The sequence below is a fragment of the Mesorhizobium sp. WSM4814 genome (assembly GCF_055811595.1).
This window is the reverse complement of record NZ_JBVVQT010000005.1, coordinates 299,952-320,639: the sequence shown is the minus strand read 5'-3', so window position 1 is coordinate 320,639 and position 20,688 is coordinate 299,952. Positions and strand designations below refer to the sequence as shown.

At 66.4% G+C, this 20,688-nt stretch carries 19 protein-coding genes, 1 tRNA gene and 1 riboswitch; of the genes, 17 read left to right on the top strand and 3 right to left on the bottom strand.

Going from position 1 to position 20,688, the window contains the following annotated elements:
- The first annotated feature begins 175 nt into the window (after positions 1–175).
- Positions 176–379, top strand: a riboswitch (cobalamin riboswitch).
- A 38-nt stretch (positions 380–417) separates the two neighbouring features.
- The 7 genes from AC0L2V_RS11980 to AC0L2V_RS11950 are packed head-to-tail and all read left to right on the top strand — an operon-like array spanning position 418 to position 9,316.
- Entirely contained in the window at positions 418–852 is a 435-nt protein-coding gene (locus tag AC0L2V_RS11980; protein ID WP_287056179.1) for a DUF1636 family protein, read from the top strand.
- A complete protein-coding gene (gene cobW / locus AC0L2V_RS11975) occupies positions 849–1,886 on the top strand; it encodes a cobalamin biosynthesis protein CobW (RefSeq protein ID WP_473520151.1) in 1,038 nt (345 codons plus the stop codon). Before AC0L2V_RS11980 ends, cobW begins: the two co-directional genes overlap by 4 nt.
- Before the next feature lie 18 nt (positions 1,887–1,904).
- On the top strand, positions 1,905–5,666 hold the full coding sequence (locus AC0L2V_RS11970) for a cobaltochelatase subunit CobN (protein ID WP_473520150.1): 3,762 nt from the start codon (positions 1,905–1,907) through the stop codon (positions 5,664–5,666).
- On the top strand, positions 5,663–7,162 hold the full coding sequence (gene cobG / locus AC0L2V_RS11965; RefSeq protein WP_473520149.1) for a precorrin-3B synthase: 1,500 nt from the start codon (positions 5,663–5,665) through the stop codon (positions 7,160–7,162). Before AC0L2V_RS11970 ends, cobG begins: the two co-directional genes overlap by 4 nt.
- Positions 7,159–7,800, top strand: coding sequence for a precorrin-8X methylmutase (locus AC0L2V_RS11960; protein WP_473520148.1), 642 nt, complete (start codon positions 7,159–7,161; stop codon positions 7,798–7,800). Before cobG ends, AC0L2V_RS11960 begins: the two co-directional genes overlap by 4 nt.
- Complete coding sequence (locus AC0L2V_RS11955; RefSeq protein WP_473520147.1) at positions 7,797–8,555, top strand: precorrin-2 C(20)-methyltransferase; 759 nt, start codon at positions 7,797–7,799, stop codon at positions 8,553–8,555. Before AC0L2V_RS11960 ends, AC0L2V_RS11955 begins: the two co-directional genes overlap by 4 nt.
- A complete protein-coding gene (locus AC0L2V_RS11950) occupies positions 8,552–9,316 on the top strand; it encodes a precorrin-3B C(17)-methyltransferase (protein ID WP_473520146.1) in 765 nt (254 codons plus the stop codon). The genes AC0L2V_RS11955 and AC0L2V_RS11950 overlap by 4 nt, the downstream gene beginning before the upstream one ends.
- Here AC0L2V_RS11950 and AC0L2V_RS11945 read toward each other — a convergent pair.
- A complete protein-coding gene (locus AC0L2V_RS11945; RefSeq protein WP_473520145.1) occupies positions 9,280–10,044 on the bottom strand; it encodes a cobalt-precorrin-6A reductase in 765 nt (254 codons plus the stop codon). The two genes, AC0L2V_RS11950 and AC0L2V_RS11945, sit on opposite strands and share 37 nt — an antisense overlap.
- Positions 10,045–10,198: 154 nt before the next feature.
- Here AC0L2V_RS11945 and cbiE point away from each other — a divergent pair, with 154 nt between their 5' ends.
- From cbiE to AC0L2V_RS11905, 8 genes are all read left to right on the top strand, one after another.
- Positions 10,199–11,428, top strand: coding sequence for a precorrin-6y C5,15-methyltransferase (decarboxylating) subunit CbiE (gene cbiE / locus AC0L2V_RS11940; protein ID WP_473520144.1), 1,230 nt, complete (start codon positions 10,199–10,201; stop codon positions 11,426–11,428).
- Positions 11,425–11,934 carry a cobalamin biosynthesis protein gene (locus AC0L2V_RS11935; protein WP_473508994.1) on the top strand — a complete coding sequence of 170 codons (510 nt, stop codon included), beginning with the start codon at positions 11,425–11,427 and terminating at the stop codon, positions 11,932–11,934. Before cbiE ends, AC0L2V_RS11935 begins: the two co-directional genes overlap by 4 nt.
- Positions 11,931–12,695 carry a precorrin-4 C(11)-methyltransferase gene (gene cobM / locus AC0L2V_RS11930; RefSeq protein WP_473520143.1) on the top strand — a complete coding sequence of 255 codons (765 nt, stop codon included), beginning with the start codon at positions 11,931–11,933 and terminating at the stop codon, positions 12,693–12,695. The genes AC0L2V_RS11935 and cobM overlap by 4 nt, the downstream gene beginning before the upstream one ends.
- Positions 12,692–13,510, top strand: coding sequence for a uroporphyrinogen-III C-methyltransferase (gene cobA, locus AC0L2V_RS11925; protein ID WP_473508997.1), 819 nt, complete (start codon positions 12,692–12,694; stop codon positions 13,508–13,510). The genes cobM and cobA overlap by 4 nt, the downstream gene beginning before the upstream one ends.
- Positions 13,507–14,817 carry a cobyrinate a,c-diamide synthase gene (locus AC0L2V_RS11920; protein ID WP_473508999.1) on the top strand — a complete coding sequence of 437 codons (1,311 nt, stop codon included), beginning with the start codon at positions 13,507–13,509 and terminating at the stop codon, positions 14,815–14,817. Before cobA ends, AC0L2V_RS11920 begins: the two co-directional genes overlap by 4 nt.
- A gap of 63 nt (positions 14,818–14,880) precedes the next feature.
- The gene (gene cobS, locus AC0L2V_RS11915) at positions 14,881–15,660 is read left to right on the top strand and encodes an adenosylcobinamide-GDP ribazoletransferase (RefSeq protein WP_473509001.1); all 780 of its coding nucleotides are present in this window, start codon (positions 14,881–14,883) and stop codon (positions 15,658–15,660) included.
- Between the two features lie 24 nt (positions 15,661–15,684).
- On the top strand, positions 15,685–16,695 hold the full coding sequence (gene cobT, locus AC0L2V_RS11910; protein WP_473520142.1) for a nicotinate-nucleotide--dimethylbenzimidazole phosphoribosyltransferase: 1,011 nt from the start codon (positions 15,685–15,687) through the stop codon (positions 16,693–16,695).
- 106 nt (positions 16,696–16,801) lie between these two features.
- Positions 16,802–17,338, top strand: a complete 537-nt coding sequence (locus AC0L2V_RS11905; RefSeq protein ID WP_473520160.1) for an MgtC/SapB family protein — start codon at positions 16,802–16,804, stop codon at positions 17,336–17,338.
- Positions 17,339–17,467: 129 nt separating this feature from the next.
- On the opposite strand, the gene AC0L2V_RS11900 is transcribed toward AC0L2V_RS11905, so the two are convergent.
- Together AC0L2V_RS11900 and AC0L2V_RS11895 are read right to left on the bottom strand one after the other, a co-directional pair.
- Positions 17,468–17,543, bottom strand: a tRNA-Lys gene (locus AC0L2V_RS11900).
- A 105-nt stretch (positions 17,544–17,648) separates the two neighbouring features.
- A complete protein-coding gene (locus AC0L2V_RS11895) occupies positions 17,649–18,560 on the bottom strand; it encodes a PhzF family phenazine biosynthesis protein (RefSeq protein WP_473520141.1) in 912 nt (303 codons plus the stop codon).
- 126 nt (positions 18,561–18,686) lie between these two features.
- Between AC0L2V_RS11895 and AC0L2V_RS11890 the strand changes: the two genes are divergently transcribed.
- Positions 18,687–19,979 carry an efflux RND transporter periplasmic adaptor subunit gene (locus AC0L2V_RS11890; RefSeq protein ID WP_473509008.1) on the top strand — a complete coding sequence of 431 codons (1,293 nt, stop codon included), beginning with the start codon at positions 18,687–18,689 and terminating at the stop codon, positions 19,977–19,979.
- A gap of 4 nt (positions 19,980–19,983) precedes the next feature.
- The gene (locus tag AC0L2V_RS11885) at positions 19,984–20,688 is read left to right on the top strand and encodes an ABC transporter ATP-binding protein (protein ID WP_473509010.1); all 705 of its coding nucleotides are present in this window, start codon (positions 19,984–19,986) and stop codon (positions 20,686–20,688) included.

Sequence of the window (20,688 nt, the reverse complement as noted above, 5' to 3'; positions counted from 1 at the left end):
CTGCGGCGGACACTACAGGGGGAAAACTGTAACCCATGTATCCGGTTCAAAGTGTTACCCATCTATCAACTGGACACCGGCAGGCGGATGAGGGGCAGCGCCGACATCGAAAATTGCTCTGAAGCGTTTCCCTCGCCGCGTCGTAGACGTGCGTTGACACGACTGCCTCCACAAGCCTAAATCCGGTTCAGACGGTCTCCTCTCGGCAAAGGGAGGAGCCAAGAGGGAATGCGGTGCGAAATCTCGATTTCAAATCCGCGGCTGTCCCCGCAACTGTAAGCGACGAGCCAAGGCCGATAACCACTGGGAAAATCCCGGGAAGGCGGCACCAAGGCGATGACCCGCGAGCCAGGAGACCTGCCGTCTAGGACATAAAAATCCGATCGCCTGGCGGGTTTTCCGGGCAAGGAGCCTGATTTGGAACGCGACAGCAGTTTTTCGGCTGAGACAGCGGGCGTATTGTCCGGCGATGATGATGCTCTGGCCGACGTCACCGTGATCGTCTGCGCCTCCTGCCGTGACGAGACCGGCTCCGACGGCCATCCTCGCGCCGGCGAATTGTTGGCCGAAGACACGCGCCGCGCCGCCTCTGGCGAAAATATCCGTATCCGCAGCGTCGAATGCCTCGGCAACTGCAAGCGCCGGCTCAGCGCCGCTATCCTGCGCGACGGCTGCTGGAGCTATGTCTTCGGCGACCTGACCGCGACCAGCGGCGCCGATCTCATCACCGGCGCAAAACTCTTCGCCACCTCGACCGACGGCCTCATCCCATGGCGCGGCCGCCCCGATTGCCTGAAGCGCGGCCTCGTTGCCCGCATCCCACCCCTCGACCTTTTGAAGGACCAGATATGACCACTTCCGTCTCCCGCGTGCCCTGCACCGTCGTCACCGGCTTCCTCGGCGCCGGCAAGACGACGCTGATCCGCCATCTGCTCGAAAACGCCGGCGGCAAGCGGCTGGCCATCATCGTCAACGAGTTCGGCGACATCGGCATCGACGGCGAGATTCTTAAGGGATGCGGCATCGACACCTGCCCTGAGGAAAACATCGTCGAACTGGCCAATGGCTGCATCTGCTGCACCGTCGCCGACGATTTCGTCCCGGCGCTCGACCAGATCCTGTCGCTGACGCCCAGGGTCGACCATATCCTGATCGAAACCTCCGGGCTGGCCCTGCCCAAGCCGCTGGTCCAGGCCTTCCAGTGGCCGACGGTGAAGAGCAGGGTGACGGTCGACGGCGTCATTGCCGTGGTCGACGGACCGGCGCTGGCCGAAGGCCGCGTTGCCAACGACATGGACGCCCTGCAGGCGCAGCGCGCGCAGGACGAGACGCTCGACCACGACGATCCGGTCGAGGAGGTGTTCGAGGACCAGCTCGCCTGCGCCGACCTGATCATATTGTCGAAGAGCGACCTGATGGACGCCGCCGGCTCGGCCCGCGCCAATGCCGTCATCGGCGAGCACGCCGCCCGCGCGGTGAAGATCGTGCCGGCCTCGCAGGGCAAGGTCGATCCCTCCGTGCTGCTCGGCCTCGGCCTTGCCGTCGAGGACGACATCGAGAACCGCAAGACGCACCACGACGACGAGCTCGATCACGAGCATGACGATTTCGACTCGTTCGTCATCGATATTCCCTCGATCGCCAATCCCGATGAGCTGGCTTTGCGTGTCGCCACGGCGGCGGAGGAAGAAAACGTGCTGCGCGTAAAAGGCTTCGTCGAGGTCGGCGGCAAGCCGATGCGATTGTTGCTGCAGGCTGTCGGGCCGCGCGTCAACCACTACTACGACCGCGCCTGGACTGCCGACGACGACCGCCGCTCGCGCCTCGTCGTCATCGGCCTGAAAGGGCTGAACCGCCCGGCCATCGAGCGTATTCTCGCCGGCTGACCTCAGGCACGAGCCGCGATGCACATCCTCACCACCACATCCGCCTCGCTCGACGATCTTGCCGAGCCTGTCGATCTCGGGCAGACGCCTGCGGATGTCGTGGCGCTGTCCTTCACCGACAGCGATCTGGCCGGGCTGGCGGCGGCATGGCAGGCAGACGCGGATCGGCTGCCGTCGATGCGGCTGGCCGCCTTGCGCGATCTGCGCCATCCGATGTCCGTCGACCTGTGGATCGACAGTGTCGCCCGGCACGCCAGGGTTGTTCTGGTTCGCATCCTCGGCGGTTACGACTGGTGGCGCTACGGCTGCGACCAGCTCGCCTCGACCGCCCGCGCGCACGGCATAAAACTGGCGCTGCTGCCCGGCGAATGCCGCGACGAGGATTTGCGGCTGATCGAAGGCTCGACGCTGCCGCGCCAGGAGCTCGACGGCCTGCTCGGCTATTTCCGCGAAGGCGGCCCGGAGAATATGACGGCGCTGGTGCAGAGGCTGGCAAGTCTCGCCGGATCAGATGTGGCGGTCGCGGAGCCGGTTGTCGTGCCGAAGGCGGGATTTTATGAGCCGGGACGCGGCATCGTAGAGAGGCGGGACCTTTCGAATGTCGGCGTTCGGTCACACCCCCCTCTGTCCTGCCGGACATCTCCCCCGCAAGGGGGGAGATCGGCCGTCACCAACACCGGCGCATTTCCTACATCGTCGGAGCTATCTTCAATATCTGCGATTGGCGAAAGCATCGATGGCGGCACAAACTCCCCCCTTGCGGGGGAGATGTCCGGCAGGACAGAGGGGGGTGGGACGGAGCTCGACGCCGATAATGACTATGTCGGCATCATCCCCATCCTCTTCTACCGCTCGATGCTGCTCGCCGCCGATGTCGCGCCGATCGACGCGCTTTTTGAAGCGCTGCGGCAGCGCGGCATGGCCCCCGTGCCGATCTTCGTCTCCAGCCTCAAGGACCCGGCATCGCTCGCCTTTGTCGAGACCGCGCTTGCCGCGCTGAAGCCGGCCGCCATCATCACCGCGACCGCCTTCGCCTCGGGCGCCGAGCCCGGCGTCGAAACCCTGTTCGACCGCGCCGGCGTTCCTGTTTTTCAGGTCATCGTCGCGACGACACGCCGCGATATCTGGCAAGACAACCAGCGCGGCCTGGCGCCCGCCGACCTCGCCATGCATGTCGTCCTGCCGGAACTCGACGGCCGCATCCTTGCCGGCGCCGTTTCCTTCAAGGGCGAAAGCGAGGTCGATCCCGCATTGGCCTTCCGCGCCTTCGCCAATCGGCCGGAGCCGGACCGGCTCGCGCAGGTGGCGAACCGTGTCGAGGCGTTCGTGCGCCTGCAGCGCACGCCGCGCGAAAAACGCAAGCTCGCCATCCTGATCCCCGACTATCCGAGCGCCCCCGGCCGCACCGGCTACGCCGTCGGCCTCGACGTGCCGTCCAGCGTGCTGGCGATGCTGCACGATCTGAGCGAACAGGGCTACGTCGTTGAAGGGATTCCGCAAACGCCGCGCGCGTTGCTGGAGATGCTGGAGCGTGGTGGCGAAGGGTTGAGGTTGAAGGAGTATCTGACCTTCTCGAAGGAATTGCCGCCGGCGGCCATCGCTGCGGTAGAGGCCGCGTGGGGGAATGCGGCAGATGAGACAGGTTGGTGCTTGGCACCCCCCTCTGTCCTGCCGGACATCTCCCCCACTTGGGGGGAGATTGCGCCCTCATATCTGCTTTCGCCAATTTCCAACGCTGCAGGAAGAGAGCCGGCAATGGAGCCGCCAATCTCCCCCCAAGTGAGGGAGATGTCCGGCAGGACAGAGGGGGGCGCGACAGAACGCCAGCCTTCGCGACTTGATGGCCAAAAACAATTCCCCTTCCGCGCCGCCACCTTCGGCAACATCACCGTAGCACTTGCCCCCGACCGCGGGCGCTCGGTCGACCGTCGCGCCGACTATCACGACCCGACCTTGCCGCCGCGCCATGCGCTGATCGCCTTTGGCCTGTGGCTGCGCAAGACGGTCGGCGTCCATGCCCTCGTCCATGTCGGCGCCCATGGCACGCTGGAATGGCTGCCCGGCAAGACCGTGGCGCTCAGCGAATCCTGTTTTCCCGAGATCGTCACAGGCGCATTACCCGTCATCTATCCCTTCATCGTCTCCAACCCGGGAGAGGCAGCGCAGGCCAAGCGGCGCATTGCCGCCATCACCCTCGGCCATTTGCCGCCGCCGCTGACCGGCGCCGGTCTGGACGAGAACCAGCACCAGCTCGAGCGGCTGGTCGACGAATATGCCCAGGCTGACGGGCTCGACCGCCGCCGCCGCGACCGCCTGGCGAGGCTGATCGTCGAAACCGCTGAAAAGACCGGTCTCGCCTCCGAGGCCGGCGTCGCCGGAACCGACGCGCCCGACGAAGCGCTGCGCCGCATCGACGCCTGGCTCTGCGACCTCAAGGACTTCGCCATCAAGGATGGGCTGCACATCTACGGCCGCTCGCCTGAAGGCGAGGCCGATCCGCTGCGCAAGCAAAGTGCAGCAGCCGAGAAGTCAGCATTGATCGCGGCCCTCGACGGCCGCCATGTCGCTGCCGGTCCTGCCGGCGCACCGGCGCGTGGCCGGCGCGATGTGCTGCCGACTGGCCGTAACCTGTTCACATCGGATCCTCGCACCATGCCGACGCCGACATCCTTCGATCTCGGCAGGGCGGCGTCCGACGAGGTCTTGCGCAGCTACATGCAGGCGCATGGCGACTGGCCGCGCTCGCTGGTCATCGACCTCTGGGGCTCGGCCTCGCTGCGCACCGGCGGCGAAGAGATCGCGCAAGGCCTGGCGCTGATGGGCTGCCGGCCGCAATGGGATGGCGCCACCGGCCGCGTCACCGGCATCGAAGTGCTGCCGCCGGCCACCCTTGGCCGTCCGCGCGTCGATGTAACCTGGCGCATCTCAGGCCTGTTCCGCGACATGTTCCCGACCCAGATCGCCCTGATCGATGCGGCCGCCAACGCCGTCGCCGCCCGCAACGAGGACGCGACGGAAAACCCGCTCGCCGCAAAGACCCGCGCCGATGGCAAGGTCAGCCCGCGCATTTTCGGCACCTCGCCCGGCACCTACGGCGCCGGTATCGAGGCGTTGCTGTCGAGCGGCGACTGGGCGGCGCGCGAAGAAATCGGTCGCGCCTATCTCGACGCCACCTCGCATGCCTATGGCGGCGCCGAGGGCGAAGCGATTTCAGCGCCCGGCGCCTTCGAGGATCGTATCGCCGAGGCCGACCTTCTCGTCCATACCGGAGACGACCCCGGCCGCGACATTTTGGAAGGCTCTGCCGATGTCGCCTTCATCGGTGGTTTTTCGGCGGCGCTTGCAGCGCTTGGCAAGAACGCCGACGTCATCGTCCTCGACACCACGGATCCGCAAAAGCCGAAGCCGCGCTCGCTTGGAGAAGCCGTATCTCGGGTGGTTCGCGCCCGCGCCGTCAACCCGCGCTTCATTGCCGGCCAGATGCGGCACGGGCCGCGCGGCGCGTCGGAATTCGCCGAGACCGTCGACCGTCTCGTCGGTTTCGCCGAGACCACCCATGCCATACCGGGCACGCTGATCGAGGCCGTGCACGACGCCTATCTCGGCGATCCCGAGGTGCGCGCCTTCATCCTGCGCGAAAATCCGGCGGCCGCGAAAATCATCGCCGAGCGTTTTTTGTCGGCGCGGCGGCGCGGTCTCTGGCACCCGCTGCGCAATTCCGTCGACGACGACCTCGCCGCCCTGATCGCCGAAGCCCGCGCGCTGGGGGTGGCGGCATGAACGCCTTCTCCCGACGCGGCGCCTGCCCTGCTTTGTCCGCGCCGATGCAGACCGGCGACGGGCTTCTGGTGCGGCTCAACCCGGTCGCTGGAGGACTCTCGCCGAAATCCTTGATCGGGCTCGGTGAATCCGCCTTGCGGCATGGCAACGGCATCATGGAAGTGACCGCGCGTGGCAGCCTGCAGATCCGCGGCCTGACATCGGCAAGCGCCCGGCTGCTGGCAATGGAGGTCGACGCGCTCGGCATCGCAGTGCGCACCGGCGTGCCGGTCGAGACCGGACCGCTGGCCGGGCTGGATCCGCAAGAAGTTGCCGATCCGCGCCCATTGGCGGAGCGGATTCGAAAAGCGATTGACGAAGCCGGGCTGGCACAGCGCCTTGGCCCGAAGGTTTCTGTCATTGTCGACGGCGGTGGACAGTTGGCTATGGATGTGGTGACAGCCGATGTGCGGCTGGCTGCAACGCACACCAATGCGGGAATCAGGTGGCAGATGTCTGTTGCGGGTGATGGGCAGAATGCGAAGCCGCTCGCGACGGTGGGAGACGATGCGGCGCGCGATATCGCCATCGCGATGCTGAGGATGGTCGCCGAAAAGGGCCGCGATGCCCATGCAAGGGATTTGACGGAGAGGCAGTTAGTATCCCTCGCAAGCTGGCATTCCTTCACACCCCCCTCTGTCCTGCCGGACATCTCCCCCGCAAGGGGGGAGATTGAGCTCTCATCACCGCTTTCGCCAATCACTGGCCTTGCAGGACGAGCGGCGGCGTCGGAACTGCCGATCTCCCTCCTTGCGGGGGAGATGTCCGGCAGGACAGAGGGGGGTGCGCAGGATCGCCTGCCTGTCAAATTGTCCAAACCAATACCTTCGCCGATCGGCCTCTTTCCTCTCGCCAGCAACACGGCCGCCCTCGGCATCGGCCTGCCCTTCGGCAGCATGCCGGCGCAAAAATTCATCGGTCTCACGCAACACGCCCTCACCCTTGGCGCGGCCGAAATTCGCCTGGCGCCACACCGCGCGCTGCTTTTCATCGGCCTTACCCCGACCGCCTGCCACGCGCTCCAGCAGGCCGCCGCCACCCTCGGCTTCGTCATCGATGCTGCCGACCCGCGCACGAAAATCTGCGCTTGCCCCGGTGCGCCGGCCTGCGCCTCCGGCCGGATCGCCGCGCGCGACATCGCCGAGACCGTCGCCGCCGAAAACCGCGACCTCCTCGATGCCTCCGTCACCCTGCACATTTCCGGCTGCGCCAAGGGCTGCGCCCATCCCGGCCGGGCGGCGCTGACACTGGTCGGCGGCGATAACGGAGCCGGACTTGTCGTGGACGGGACGGCAAAGGCCCTTCCTGCCGGATACAGGCCAGGCTATGACGCCGCGCGCGGCGTTGGCCGCATTGCCGCAGCGATCCGCGAAGCACGATTTCGAGGCGAGACCACCGCCGCCTGCCTGACAAGGCTTGGCGCGGCCGGTGTCACCGAACCCTACCGACAGGAATGAACATGCCCGCCCCCTACGACTACATCCATGACGGCACGGCGATCTATGAGCGTTCCTTCGCCATCATTCGCGCCGAGGCCGACCTGTCGCGCTTTTCCCATGCCGAAACCGATGTCGCCATCCGCATGATTCATGCCTGCGGCCAGGTCGAGGCCGCGCAGAACTTTGTTTTTTCGCAAGCTTTTGTTGCCGCCGCTCGCACGGCGCTGGCAGCCGGCGCGCCGATCTTCTGCGATGCCGAGATGGTCTCGCACGGTGTCACCCGCGCCCGGCTGCCGGCCGGTAACGAGGTGATCTGCACGCTGCGCGACCCGCGGACGTCCGACATAGCGAAAAAGATCGGCAACACCCGTTCGGCCGCAGCCATTGAATTGTGGGGCGAGCGCATGGCCGGCTCGGTCGTCGCCATCGGCAATGCGCCGACCGCACTTTTCTACCTGCTGGAAAGACTGCGCGACGGTGCGCCGAAACCGGCTGTTATCATCGGCATGCCGGTCGGTTTCGTCGGTGCTGCCGAATCGAAGGACGCGCTGGCCGAGAATTCCTACGGCGTTCCCTACGCGATCGTGCGCGGCAGGCTGGGCGGCAGCGCCATGACCGCGGCTGCCCTCAACGCATTGGCGAGGCCGGGCCTGTGAACGCGATTGCAAAAGGCCGGCTTGTTGGCGTCGGCACCGGTCCCGGCGACCCCGAGCTGCTGACGCTCAAGGCCGTGCGCGCGCTGGCCGAGGCCGACGTCGTTGCGCATTTCGCCAAGCGCGGCAACAACAGCAATGCGCGCGCCATCGTCGGCGCGCATTTTCGTCCTGATTTGATCGAGTTGCCGCTGCTCTATCCCGTGACCACCGAAATCGACAAGGATCACAGCGATTACCGGTCGCAGATAGCGGATTTCTACGAGGAGTCGGCCGAAAAGGTCGCCGAGCATCTCAGCGCCGGCAGGATGGTCGCGGTGCTTTCGGAAGGCGACCCGCTGTTCTACGGCTCCTACATGCACCTGCATGTCAGGCTGGCGCACCGCTTTCCAACAGAGGTCATTCCCGGCGTCACCGCCATGTCCGGCTGCTGGTCGGCGACCGGAACGCCGATCGTCCAGGGCGACGATGTATTGACCGTGCTGCCGGGCACGATGAGCGAATTCGAACTGACGCGCCGCCTCGCCGACACCGATGCCGCCGTCATCATGAAGGTTGGCCGCAACCTGCCCAAGATCAGGCGCGCGCTGGCGGCGACCGACAAGCTGGCGCGTGCCGTCTATGTCGAGCGCGGCACCATGCCGGGCAGCGTTTCGATGCGGCTGGCCGACAAGCAGGGCGACAACGCGCCCTACTTCGCCATCGTGCTGGTCGCCGGCTGGTCCGGCCGGGCCGCCGCATCGGGAGCCGAAACATGAGCGGCCGCCTGACCGTTGTCGGCCTTGGGCCCGGCAATGCCGACCAGGTGACGCCGGAAGCAAGCCGCGCCGTCGCCGAGGCAAGATTCTTCTACGGCTACAAGCCGTATCTCGACCGGCTCGACCTGCGCCTGGACCAGACCCGCGTCGCCTCCGACAATCGCGAGGAGCTGTCCCGCGCCAAGGACGCGCTGGCGATGGCTGCGCAGGGCCATGATGTCGCCGTTGTCTCGGGCGGCGACCCCGGCGTCTTTGCCATGGCGGCAGCCGTCTGCGAGGCGATCGAGGCCGGCCCGGCCGAATGGCGTGCCGTTGACGTTTCGATGCTGCCCGGCATCACCGCCATGCTCGCGGTCGCGGCCCGCATCGGCGCACCGCTTGGCCATGATTTCTGCGCCATCTCGTTGTCCGACAATCTAAAGCCATGGGAGCTCATCGAATTGCGGCTGCTGGCTGCGGCCGGCGCTGGCTTCGTCATCGCGCTCTACAATCCGATCAGCAAGGCGCGCCCCTGGCAGCTTGGCCGCGCCTTCGAATGCCTGACTGCGATCCTGCCGGGCACCACACCGGTCGTCTTCGGCCGTGCCGCCGGCCGTCCCGACGAGCGCATCGAGGTTGTTCTGCTGGCGGACGCCGATGCGGAAAAGGCCGACATGGCGACCTGCATCATTATCGGCTCGCCGGAAACCAGGATCATCAAGCGCGGCGAAAGACCGGCGCTGGTCTACACGCCGCGTTCGGCGGCGGGCCCAAGAAAATGATCGACCATCGCGGCAAGGGCTTCGACGGTTTCGGCCGACGCAACGTCCGGCAGCGTCGGCCTGCGGATCATGACCACCTCGACGCCGAGCGCCCGCGCTGCGGCGATCTTGGCGTAGGTCGCCTCGCCGCCGCTGTTCTTGGACACGATGACATCGATGCGGTGTTCCAGAAGCAGTGCACGTTCGTCGGCTTCCCGGAACGGCCCGCGCGCCAGGAGATAGGCCGCGTCGGGCACAGCGAGCCTTGGCTCGACCGGGTCGACGCTGCGGATCAGATAATGATGCTGGGGCGCCGCCCCGAAGGCGGCAACCTCCTGCCGGCCAAGCGCCAGGAAAACGCGGCGCGGCGCAGTGGCCAGCGCCGTCACCGCGCTGGCGACGCTGTCGACCAGCGTCCAGCGGTCACCTTCGGCCGGCTCCCAGCCCGGGCGCCTGAGCGCGACGATCGGCACGCCAGCCTCATGCGCCGCTGCCGCGGCATTGGCGGAGATTTGCGCCGCATAGGGATGCGTGGCGTCGACCAGCAGGTCGATGCGGGTCTCGTGAAGAAAAGCAGCCAACCCGTCGGCGCCGCCGAAACCGCCTACCCTCGTCGGCACACCTTGCGCGACGGGATTTTCGGTGCGGCCGGCCAGCGACAGCGTGAGCGAGACATCGGCGCGCGCGGCCAGCTTGCCCGCCAGTTGCCGGGCTTCGGTGGTTCCGCCGAGGATCAGAATGCGCTTCATTGGCACCACGTCAGGCCACGCCGAGCAGCCCCTCACCCTTACCCTCTCCCCGTGAAGGACGGGGAGAGGGGGACGCCAGCGTTGCGGCCAGTTCCCTTCTCCCCGTCACTATACGGGGAGAAGGTGCCGGCAGGCGGATGAGGGGCGGCGCGGCATGTCAAACAATAAACAGCCAACACCAAGATGGCTCACAATCGTCGGCATCGGCGAGGACGGTGTAGCGGGTCTCGGCGACGAGGCCAAGCGGCTGATCGCCGAAGCCGAATTCGTCTTCGGCGGCACGCGCCACCTTGCGCTCGTCTCATCGCTCACCAAAGGCGAGGCCCGTGCCTGGCCGACCCCTTTCGATGCCGAGATGCGCGAGGTGCTGGCGCTTTCCGGCAGACGCGTCTGCGTGCTGGCGTCGGGCGATCCGTTCTTCCATGGGGTCGGCGTCACCCTTGCTCGCAAAATTCCTGCCCAGGAGATGCAGGTGATTCCCGCCGCTTCTGCCTTCTCGCTGGCCGCCGCCCGCCTCGGCTGGGCGCTGCAGGATATCGAAACCATTTCGCTGCACGGCCGCCCGCTCGACCTGATCCGGCCGTTGCTGCATCCGGGCAGCCGCATCCTTGCGCTGACCTCGGACGGCGATGCACCAGCAACGATTGCGCGCCTGCTGGCCGAACTCGGCTTCGGCGTCTCGCAGATGACGGCACTTGAGGCGCTGGGCGGCCCGAACGAAAGGCTGCGCTCGGTGCGCGCAGACGCCTTCGACCTGCAAAAAATCAATCCGCTCAACGTTCTGGCGGTCGAAGTTGACTCACCATCGGAAGCACGCATCCTGCCGCTGACATCGGGCCTTGCCGATCATTTGTTCGAGCATGATGGCCAGATCACCAAGCGCGAAGTGCGCGCCATCACCCTGTCGGCCCTCGCTCCCAGGCGCGGCGAATTGCTGTGGGACATCGGCGCCGGCTCCGGCTCGATCGGCATCGAATGGATGCTCGCCCATCCGACGATGCGCGCCATCGCCATCGAGGCCGATCCAACCCGCGCCGCCCGCATCCGCCGCAACGGTTCCGCCGGCGGCGTGCCCGGTCTTGCCGTGGTCGAAGGCTCGGCGCCGCAGGCGCTCGCCGGATTGGAGACGCCGGACGCGATCTTCATCGGCGGCGGCGGCAGCGATACCGGCGTGCTGGAAACGGCCATCGAGGCTCTGCCTTCTGGCGGCCGGCTGGTCGCCAATGCGGTGACGCTGGAGATGGAGGCGCTGCTGCTCGCCCGTCACGCGTCGCTCGGCGGCGATCTCACCCGCATCGCACTATCCCGCGCTTCGCCGGTTGGCTCGATGCAGGCCTGGCGGCCGGCCATGCCGGTCACCCAATGGAGCTGGGTCAAGCCATGATGGTCGCGGGCATCGGCAGCCGCAAGGGCGTGAATGTGCAAGACGTTCTTGCGGCAATAGAAGCCGCGCTTGAAGTTCATGGGCTGGCGATGACGGCACTGTCTGCCTTGGCGACGACCGAATTCAAACGCAGCGAAGTGGCCATTCTTGATGCCGGCCGTAAACTCGATCTCCCGGTCATAGTGGTGGATGTTGCTGGCTCTGAACCGTCGCTCCCCCTCACCCGGCCTCCGCTTCGCTCGGCCGACCTCTCCCCGAGGGGAGAGGAGATCACGCACGCTGGCGCCAGTCTCTTCTCCCCAGCGGGGAGAAGGTGGCCCGAAGGGCCGGATGAGGGGGCCGCTTTGCTCAGCCGTTCCGACCTGTCGCAGGCGCGTGCCGGCACGCCGTCGGTTTCCGAAGCCTCGGCGCTTGCTGCCGCGGGCAAAGGCGCAAAACTGCTCGGGCCGCGCACCGTGCTTGGCCCGGTCACCTGCGCCATCGCCATCAGCGGAGACGCCGCATGACCGTCCACTTCATCGGCGCCGGTCCCGGCGCGGCCGACCTCATCACCTTGCGCGGCAGCCGGCTGCTGGCAAGCTGCCCGGTCTGCCTCTATGCCGGCTCGATCGTCGCCCCGGAATTGTTGCGGCACTGCGCGCCCGGCACGAAGCTGATCGACACCGCGCCGATGTCGCTCGACGAGATCGAAGCGGAATATGTGGCGGCCCACCAGGCCGGCCACGATATCTCCCGCCTGCATTCCGGCGACCTGTCGGTGTGGAGCGCCGTCGCCGAGCAGATCCGCCGACTGGAGAAGCACGGCATCGCCTATACGCTGACGCCGGGCGTGCCCTCCTTCGCGGCTGCCGCGGCAGCGCTTCGCCGCGAGCTGACCATTCCCGAAGTCGCGCAAAGCCTGGTGCTGACCCGCATCTCCGGCCGCGCGTCCAAAATGCCGCCTGGCGAAACCCTGGCCGGCTTCGGCCGCACCGGCGCGACGCTCGCCATTCATCTTGCCATCCACGCCGTCGACCGCATCGTCGCCGAGCTGACGCCGTTCTATGGCGCCGATTGCCCGGTAGCGGTCGTCTTCCGTGCCTCCTGGCCGGACGAGCGCGTGCTGACCGGCACGCTGGCGACGATCGAGGCGCAACTGGCCGCCGATCCGATGGAGCGCACGGCAATCATCTTTGTCGGCCGCTCGCTGGCAGCGGAAAACTTTGGCGAGAGCTCACTTTACGACGCCCACTACCAGCGGCGTTTTCGCGGACGGGACGGATTGTGAACGACGGCACCGGAAACAGCGGTGGAAACACCACGATCGAACAGGCTTTAGCCCGGCTCAACTTCAAGCCGCGCCAGCTTGAGCCCGGCCATGTCTGGCTGGCCGGCGCCGGCCCCGGCGATCCCGGCTGCCTGACGCTGGAAGTGCTGGCCGCACTTGGGCAGTGCGATGCCCTCGTCTACGACGCACTGGTCTCTCCCGATATCGTCGCCGTCGCCGCGGGCGCCGAGCTTTTTTACGCCGGCAAGCGTGGCGGCCAACCGTCGATGAAACAGGACGACATCACCGCTTTGCTGGTGCGGCTGGCGCGCGAGGGCCGCCGCGTCGTCAGGCTGAAAGGCGGCGACCCCTATATTTTCGGCCGCGGCGGCGAAGAGGCGCTGGCGCTGGCGCGCCAAAACATCCCGTTCCGCGTGCTGTCCGGCCTGACTTCGGGCCTCAGCGCGCTTGCCGGGGCCGGCATCCCGGCCACCATGCGCGGCATCAACAAGGCGGTGATCCTGGCCACCGGCCACGCCGCCGGCACCGACGACGACCTCGACTGGGCGGCAATCGCCCGCACCGGCCAGCCGGTCGTCGTCTATATGGGCATGGCCAATCTGCCGCTGATATCAGCCTCGCTGCTTGGCGGCGGTCTGCCGCCTTCGACGCCTGCTGCAGTGATCGTCGCCGCGACGACGCCGCAGGAGCGCATCGTCGTCGCCACGCTTGCCACCATTGCCGAGGAGGCGGCCGCCGCCGGGTTGACCGCGCCGGCGCTGATCGTCGTCGGCGGCATCGTCGCGATGCGCGCGGCATTGGCGGGCGAGCCATGACCCGCGCGATCATCATCGGCGCGCCGCGCTCAGGCTCGGGCAAGACCAGCGTCACCATCGGTATCCTGCGCGCGCTTGCCCGGCGCGGCCTCAAGGTGCGCGGCGCCAAATCCGGCCCCGATTATATCGACCCAGGTTTCCACACCGCCGCGACAGGCCTTTCCGGCGTCAATCTCGACAGCTGGGCGATGCCGCCTGCTTTGCTCAACGCGCTGGCCGGCGACGCAACTGAAGATGCCGATTTCATCTTCCTCGAAAGCGCCATGGGCCTGTTCGACGGGATTCCGGCTGCTCCGGGCCGCACCGGCTCGGCGGCCGATCTCGCACGGCTGTACGGCCTGCCGGTGCTGCTGGTGCTCGACGTTTCCGGACAGTCGACCACGGCGGCAGCCGTCGCCAAGGGTTTTGCCAGCTATGACCCCGATGTGCGCATGGCCGGCGTCGTGCTCAACCGGCTGGGCAGCGAGCGCCACCGCCGTCTCTGCGGCGACGCGATCGAGGCGATCGGCCTGCCGGTGGTCGGCGCGATTCTGCGCGATCCCTCGCTCAACCTGCCGGAGCGGCATCTCGGCCTCGTCCAGGCCGGCGAATATGAGAATCTGATGGCGCATCTCGACCGGCTGGCCGACATGGTCGAACGCTCGCTCGATCTCGACGCCATCATGGCGCTGGCGGCGCCTTTCGCACCCGCTACCGGCAGTTTCGAAGACGCGCTGCCACCGCCCGGACAACGCATCGCACTGGCAGAGGATGCCGCCTTCACCTTCCTCTATCCGCATGTCGCCGCGCATTGGCGCAAGGCAGGGGCTGAAATCATCCGCTTCTCGCCGCTTGCCGACGAAGCGCCCGGCGAAAATTGCGATGTCTGCTGGCTGCCTGGCGGCTATCCCGAGCTTCACGCCGGCCGGCTCGCGGCGGCTGCGAATTTCAGGGCCGGCATCGAGGCGTTTGCGGCAACACGGCCGGTGCATGGCGAGTGCGGCGGCTTCATGGTGCTCGGCAAAGCGCTGGAGGACGCATCGGGCGAGACGCACGCGATGCTCGGCCTGCTCGGTCACTCGACCAGCTTTGCCAAGCGAAAGATGAACCTCGGCTACCGAGAGGCGCGGCTGCGCGCCGATTGTCCGCTGGGGGACCGAGGCGCGCTGATCCGCGGCCACGAATTCCACTATGCGCAGATGATTGCCACCGGCAGTGACGAACCCTTGGCCGACCTCGCTGACGGCCAGGGCAATCCGCTCGGCGCCTCCGGTTACCGCCGCGGCCATGTCAGCGGCACATTCTTCCATGCCATTGCGAGAGGCTAGAGCATGATCCCGAACCGGAGGTCCGCGCCAGCGAAAAGTGGGAACCGGTTTTCGGAATAGATCATGCTCAAACTCGAGAACATGCCCCCTTCGCTTCGCCAGGCGCTCGATGACATCGCGCTCTGCGTCGTCTTCTTCACCCGGCTGCCGCTGCCGGTCGTCGATTTTCGCGACCGCAGCCTTGCTGCCGCGATCTGGGCGGCGCCCGTTGCCGGCCTCGCCGTCGCTCTGATCGGCGGCTTGGTTTACGCGGTCGGGACCTGGCTCGGTCTTGCCGCCGACCCGGCAGCAGCCCTCGCCCTTGCCGCGACCTTGCTCGCCACCGGCTGCATGCATGAAGACGGGCTTTCGGATGTCGCCGACGGCTTTGGCGGCGGCAGGACACGCGAGAAAAAACTGGAGATCATGCGCGACAGCCGCATCGGCGCCTATGGCGCCTGCGCGCTCGCCCTGTCGCTGCTGATCCGCTGGAGCGTGCTTTCGGAATTCGCCGGCCCGGCCCAGATGTTCTGGGCTCTGATTGCCGCGCATGCCGCCTCGCGCGGCTTGTTCGGCGCTTTCATGCATCTGTTGCCGCCGGCGCGCAGCGACGGCCTCTCGGCCGATGCAGGCACCGTGTCGGCCGAAACCGCCATTGCCGGCGCCGTGCTCGGCGCCGTCGCGCTGCTGGCGCTAGGCTTCGGTGGCGCGGTCGCCGCGCTTATCCTGCTCGGCCTGTTGTTTGCCGCCTTCCGCGAGCTGTGCCGCAGCCAGATCGGCGGCCAGACCGGCGATACGGTCGGCGCGCTGCAGCAGTCTGGCGAGATCGCAATCCTGCTCGTTGCTTCCGTTTTCCTTTCCTGACTCTGTTTCGGAGATTTTTCCCCCATGCCTTTCAAATCGCTTGATGAATTGCGCGCAGCCTGCCTCGATCTGCCTGCCGGCAGCGACGCCGCGGCAAATGCTGTCGCCCGCCGCCAGGACACGCTGACCAAGCCGCAAGGCAGCCTCGGCCGGTTGGAAACCATAGCCGCCTGGCTCGCCCGCTGGCAGGGCCGCGACATGCCGCAGCTCGATCGCGTAAAAGTTTTCGTCTTTGCCGGCAACCACGGCGTCACCGCACAGGGCGTGTCGGCCTTCCCGTCAGAAGTCACCGTGCAGATGGTGGCGAATTTCGCCGGCGGCGGCGCCGCCATCAACCAGCTTGCCCGCATCGCCGGCGCCGAACTCGACGTTATTCCGCTCGACCTCGACCGTCCGACCGGCGATTTCACGCAAGTGCCGGCAATGGACGGCGAAGCCTTCCTCGCTGCCGTCTCGGCCGGCTACGGCGCGGTGACCAAAGACCTCGACCTCGTCTGTTTCGGCGAAATGGGTATCGGCAACACCACGCCGGCGGCAGCCATCTCGGCCGCCCTTTTTGGCGGCGGCGCGGAAAAATGGGCCGGGCGCGGCACCGGCGTCGACGATGCCGGCCTGGTGCGCAAGATCACCGCCATCGAAGCCGGCCTCAAGCGCCACGCCGAGGCCCTTGCCGACCCGCTGGGGATCGCGGCAGCCCTTGGCGGGCGCGAACTCGCCGCCATTTTCGGTGCGACGCTGGCCGCGCGCCATTCAGGCGTGCCGGTGCTGCTCGACGGCTTCGTCTGCACCGCCGCCGCCGCGCCCTTGGCAAGATTGCACCCCTCCGGTCTCGCCCACACGCTTGCCGCCCATGTCTCGGCCGAATCCGGCCATCGCCGGCTGCTCGAAGCGCTCGGCCTGCCGCCGCTGCTCGACCTCGGCATGCGGCTCGGCGAAGGGTCCGGCGCCTGCCTCGCCGTCAACATCGTCCGCTCCGCGCTCGAATGCCATGCCCGCATGGCAAGCTTTGCCGAGGCTGGTGTTTCAGAGAAGTAATCTCCTCAACCTGAATCAGGTCTCAGCCGATTGCTCGATGGATCACGGCGGCCCCGGGGAACTTGGCCGGCCCGAGCACGTTGTGGCCGGTCAGCCCGGGTTACGCATGCAACAGCTTCTCCAGGAATTCGGCCATCCGACTTACGTCCCGTTTCCCGTTATTGCGGCGAGGCTTCTGCTGGCGTCGATCTTCGGTGCGGCGATCGGCTTCGAACGGGAATGGCGAAATCGGCCTGCCGGGCTTCGCACCCATATCCTGGTCTGCGTGGCGGCGGCTACCTTCGGTATTCTGACGATTGAAATTATTCACGCGCCGATGTTTCAGCAGGATTCCGTAAGGGTCGATCCGATTCGTGTTGTCGAAGCGGTTACCGCCGGCGTCGCGTTCCTTGCTGCCGGAACGATTTTGTTTTCGAAGGGCGAGGTTCACGGGCTGACGACCGGGGCTGGCATGTGGCTCTCCGGGGCAATCGGCGTGGCCTGCGGGCTCGGTCTGTGGCAAGTGGCGGCACTCGGCACGCTTTTGGTGCTTGTCGCAGCAGGCCTTCTCTATAGTTTTGCCCACAAGTCCGGTATTGGCGAGAACACCGGACCAGAAAAGCCCAAGTCGGAAGAAGACGTGTCCAAGCCACCCAAAGGCTGAGGCTGCAACTGGGGCTGAGGCTGCAACTGGAACCGAACGCGAATTGGAAACCAACCGTCAGGATTGGAAACCGCTATGTTCGCAACACTCTTCCAAGTAGCGAAAAGCGGGCAATATCAGCGGATTAAATGGTGGGTGCGACAGGGATCGAACCTGTGACCCGCTGATTAAGAGTCAGCTGCTCTACCAACTGAGCTACGCACCCACTCGCCGGTAAAACCAGCGTCGGCGGGCATATAGCCGCCGCCATCCGCCATGTCCAGCCCTGCCGGATTCATTTCCCGACAAATCGCTGAAGTGCCGCACATCGTCAGACGAACAGCTTGCCTTCCGCCACCTTGACGGCATGGCCGCCGATGCGGGCGGCGGCCAGTTTGCCGCCTTCGACATTCAGTTCGAGGCGGATGCGCGAAGGCCGCCCCATCTCCAGCCCTTGTTCGATCCAACGCTGGGAAACACCCTCTCTCGGGCCGTCGAAATGCATGATCGCGCCAGCGAAGGCGGCCGCCGCCGAACCGGTCGCCGGATCTTCATAGGATGGATTGCCCGGCACGATCATGCGGACATGGAAGGCGCTGTCGTGGTTCACCGTCTCGCGGCAATAGACATACGGGCTGGCGAGGGCCCAATCGCTCTTGCGGGGCGCCAATTCCGACCACGCCTGGTTGTCCAGCCTTATCCGCGCCGCCGCCTCCAGATCGGCGACTGGAATGGTTACGTAGGGCACGCCGGCCGACCAGAACGAGACGCGGTGGTTTTCGAAGCCGATTTCGTGCGGCCCCAGGCCAAGTGCCGCCCCGATCGCCTCCGGGTCGGCGGACAATTCCAGCCGCTCCGGCAGTTTGGCCAGGTCGAACTCGGCGAAGATGGCGCCGGCGTGCTTGCTGACGGCGCAGCGCACCGGGCCGATATTTTCTTCCAGCACAAAAATGCCGGCGGTGTCGCCATCGCCAGCCATTTCCGCAAGCGCAATCGCAGCGCCCACCGTCGGATGGCCGGCGAACGGCATCTCATAGTCGGGCGTGAAGATGCGGATGCGGGCGCGGTGCTTGGGATTGTCGGGCGGCAGCACGAAAACGGTTTCCGACAGGTTGAACTCGCGCGCGATGGCCTGCATCGCCGCCGTGCCCAGCCCTTTGCCGTCGAGAACGACGGCAAGCGGATTGCCGGCCAGCCGGTCGGTGGTGAACACGTCGTAAAGCAAGTAATTCCGGGTCAGCATTGTAGAAAGCCTTCTGCCTCAATCCCAACAGGGGCCCAAACATGGGCGAAATTTAATTTGATATTTGAACCATTCGGCCTGATCAGTGCACCGGTTGGGACATCACTGGTATTATAGGGGTCCGGCGTGGACCAGATTGTCAATCTGCCAAAGACGGAATCCACTTCCGAGATAAAGACGGCACTCGGGCTCGACCGCCTGGGTCTGAAGAAGAAACGGCGTCGCGGCTGGCTTTATGGCCTGCTTGTGCTGGTCGTCGTCGCCGCAAGCCTGGCGGGGTACCAATGGTATGCCGCGTCTCCCGCCAAGATCGACTATACCACCGTGCCGGCCGCTGTCGCCGATCTCACGGTCGAAGTATCGGCGACCGGCACGCTGCAGCCGCTCACCCAGGTCGACATTTCGAGCGAACTGTCCGGCGTCGTCCGCTCGGTCGCGGTCAACGAGAACCAGCAGGTGAAGAAGGGCGATGTGCTGGCGGCGCTCGACACCGCCAAGCTGGAGGTGCAGATCGAGCGCGCCGAGGCTTCCGCCAAGGCGGCGGCTGCCAATGTCGAGACCGCCACCGTAACCCTCACCGAAAACGAAAGGGCGCTTGTGCGCGCGGCGGCGCTCACCAAGCGCGGCATGGCGACTGACCAGTCGCTTGAAGCGGCGACAGCGACGCGCGACCGCTCCAAGGCAGCGCTCGACAGCGCCAAAGCCAGTCTGGCCATCGCCAATGCCGATCTCAAGGCGCAGCAGACGGACTTCGCCAAAAGCACCATCTATGCGCCCATCGACGGCATCGTTCTGACGCGCTCGGTCGATCCCGGCCAGACGGTTGCCTCCTCGCTGCAAGCGCCGGTGCTGTTCGTCATCGCCGCCGACCTGAGGAACATGGAATTGAAGGCAGCGGTCGACGAGGCCGACATCGGCGCGGTCAAGCCCGGCCAGCATGCCCGCTTCACCGTCGACGCCTTTCCCGAGCGGCCGTTCGATGCCGAGATCCGCGACATCTCCTATGCTTCGGTCACCACCGACGGCGTCGTCACCTACGACGCGCGGTTCGAGGTCGACAACAACGAGCTTCTGTTGCGGCCTGGCATGACTGCCACCGTTTCGGTCGTCACCAGAGAGGCAAAAGGCGTGCTCACCGTACCGTCGACGGCTTTCCGCTACCGGCCGGCGGCATCTGCTGCCCGAGCGTGGAGCCTGAGCGACCTGTTCACGGGCCGTATGGGCCGTCCACGCGGCAACCGCCAGCGCCAGGCGACGGCGCAGCCCACCGACGGCTCGCGCACGCTCTACGTGCTGGAGAATGGTCGGCCCCGGCCGGTCAACGTCAAGGTCGGCTCCACCGATGGCGAGCTGACCGAGATCACCTCCGGTCTCGCAGAAGGTGCGCAAGTCATCACCGCCGCGCAGCAGCGGAGCTGAAATCATGTCAGGCTCGCTGCTCATCACCTTCGACAAGGTCTGGAAAAGCTATGGCCAGGGCGAGGCCACGGTGCATGCGCTGGCTGGCGTCGATCTTGCCATCCGCAGCGGTGAATTCGTCGCCATCATGGGTCCGTCCGGCTCGGGCAAGTCGACGGCGATGAACATCATCGGCTGCCTCGACACACCGACGGCCGGAACCTACAGCTTCATGGGCATCGATGCTGGCCGCCTCGACCGCAACCGCCGCGCCATGCTGCGCAATCTCTATGTCGGCTTCGTTTTCCAGGGCTACAATCTCCTGCCGCGCACCACCGCGGTGGAGAATGTCGAACTGCCGCTGATCTATCGCGGCGTCGCCGCCCGCGAGCGTCACGACCTCGCCATGAAGGCGCTGGCCGAGGTCGGCCTTGTCGGCCGCGAGCACCACACGCCGGCCGAGCTCTCCGGCGGCCAGCAGCAGCGCGTGGCGATCGCACGCGCCATCGTCACCAGGCCGACGCTGCTCGTCGCCGACGAACCGACCGGCAATCTCGACACCGCACGCACGCACGAGATCATGGAGCTGCTGACGCGGCTGAACACCGAGCTTGGCCTGACCATCGCCATGGTCACCCACGAGGCCGATGTCGCTGCTTATGCCGAGCGCACAATTCGCTTCCTCGACGGCCACGTCGCCTCCGATGCCCTGAACCTTGAGGTGGTGTAA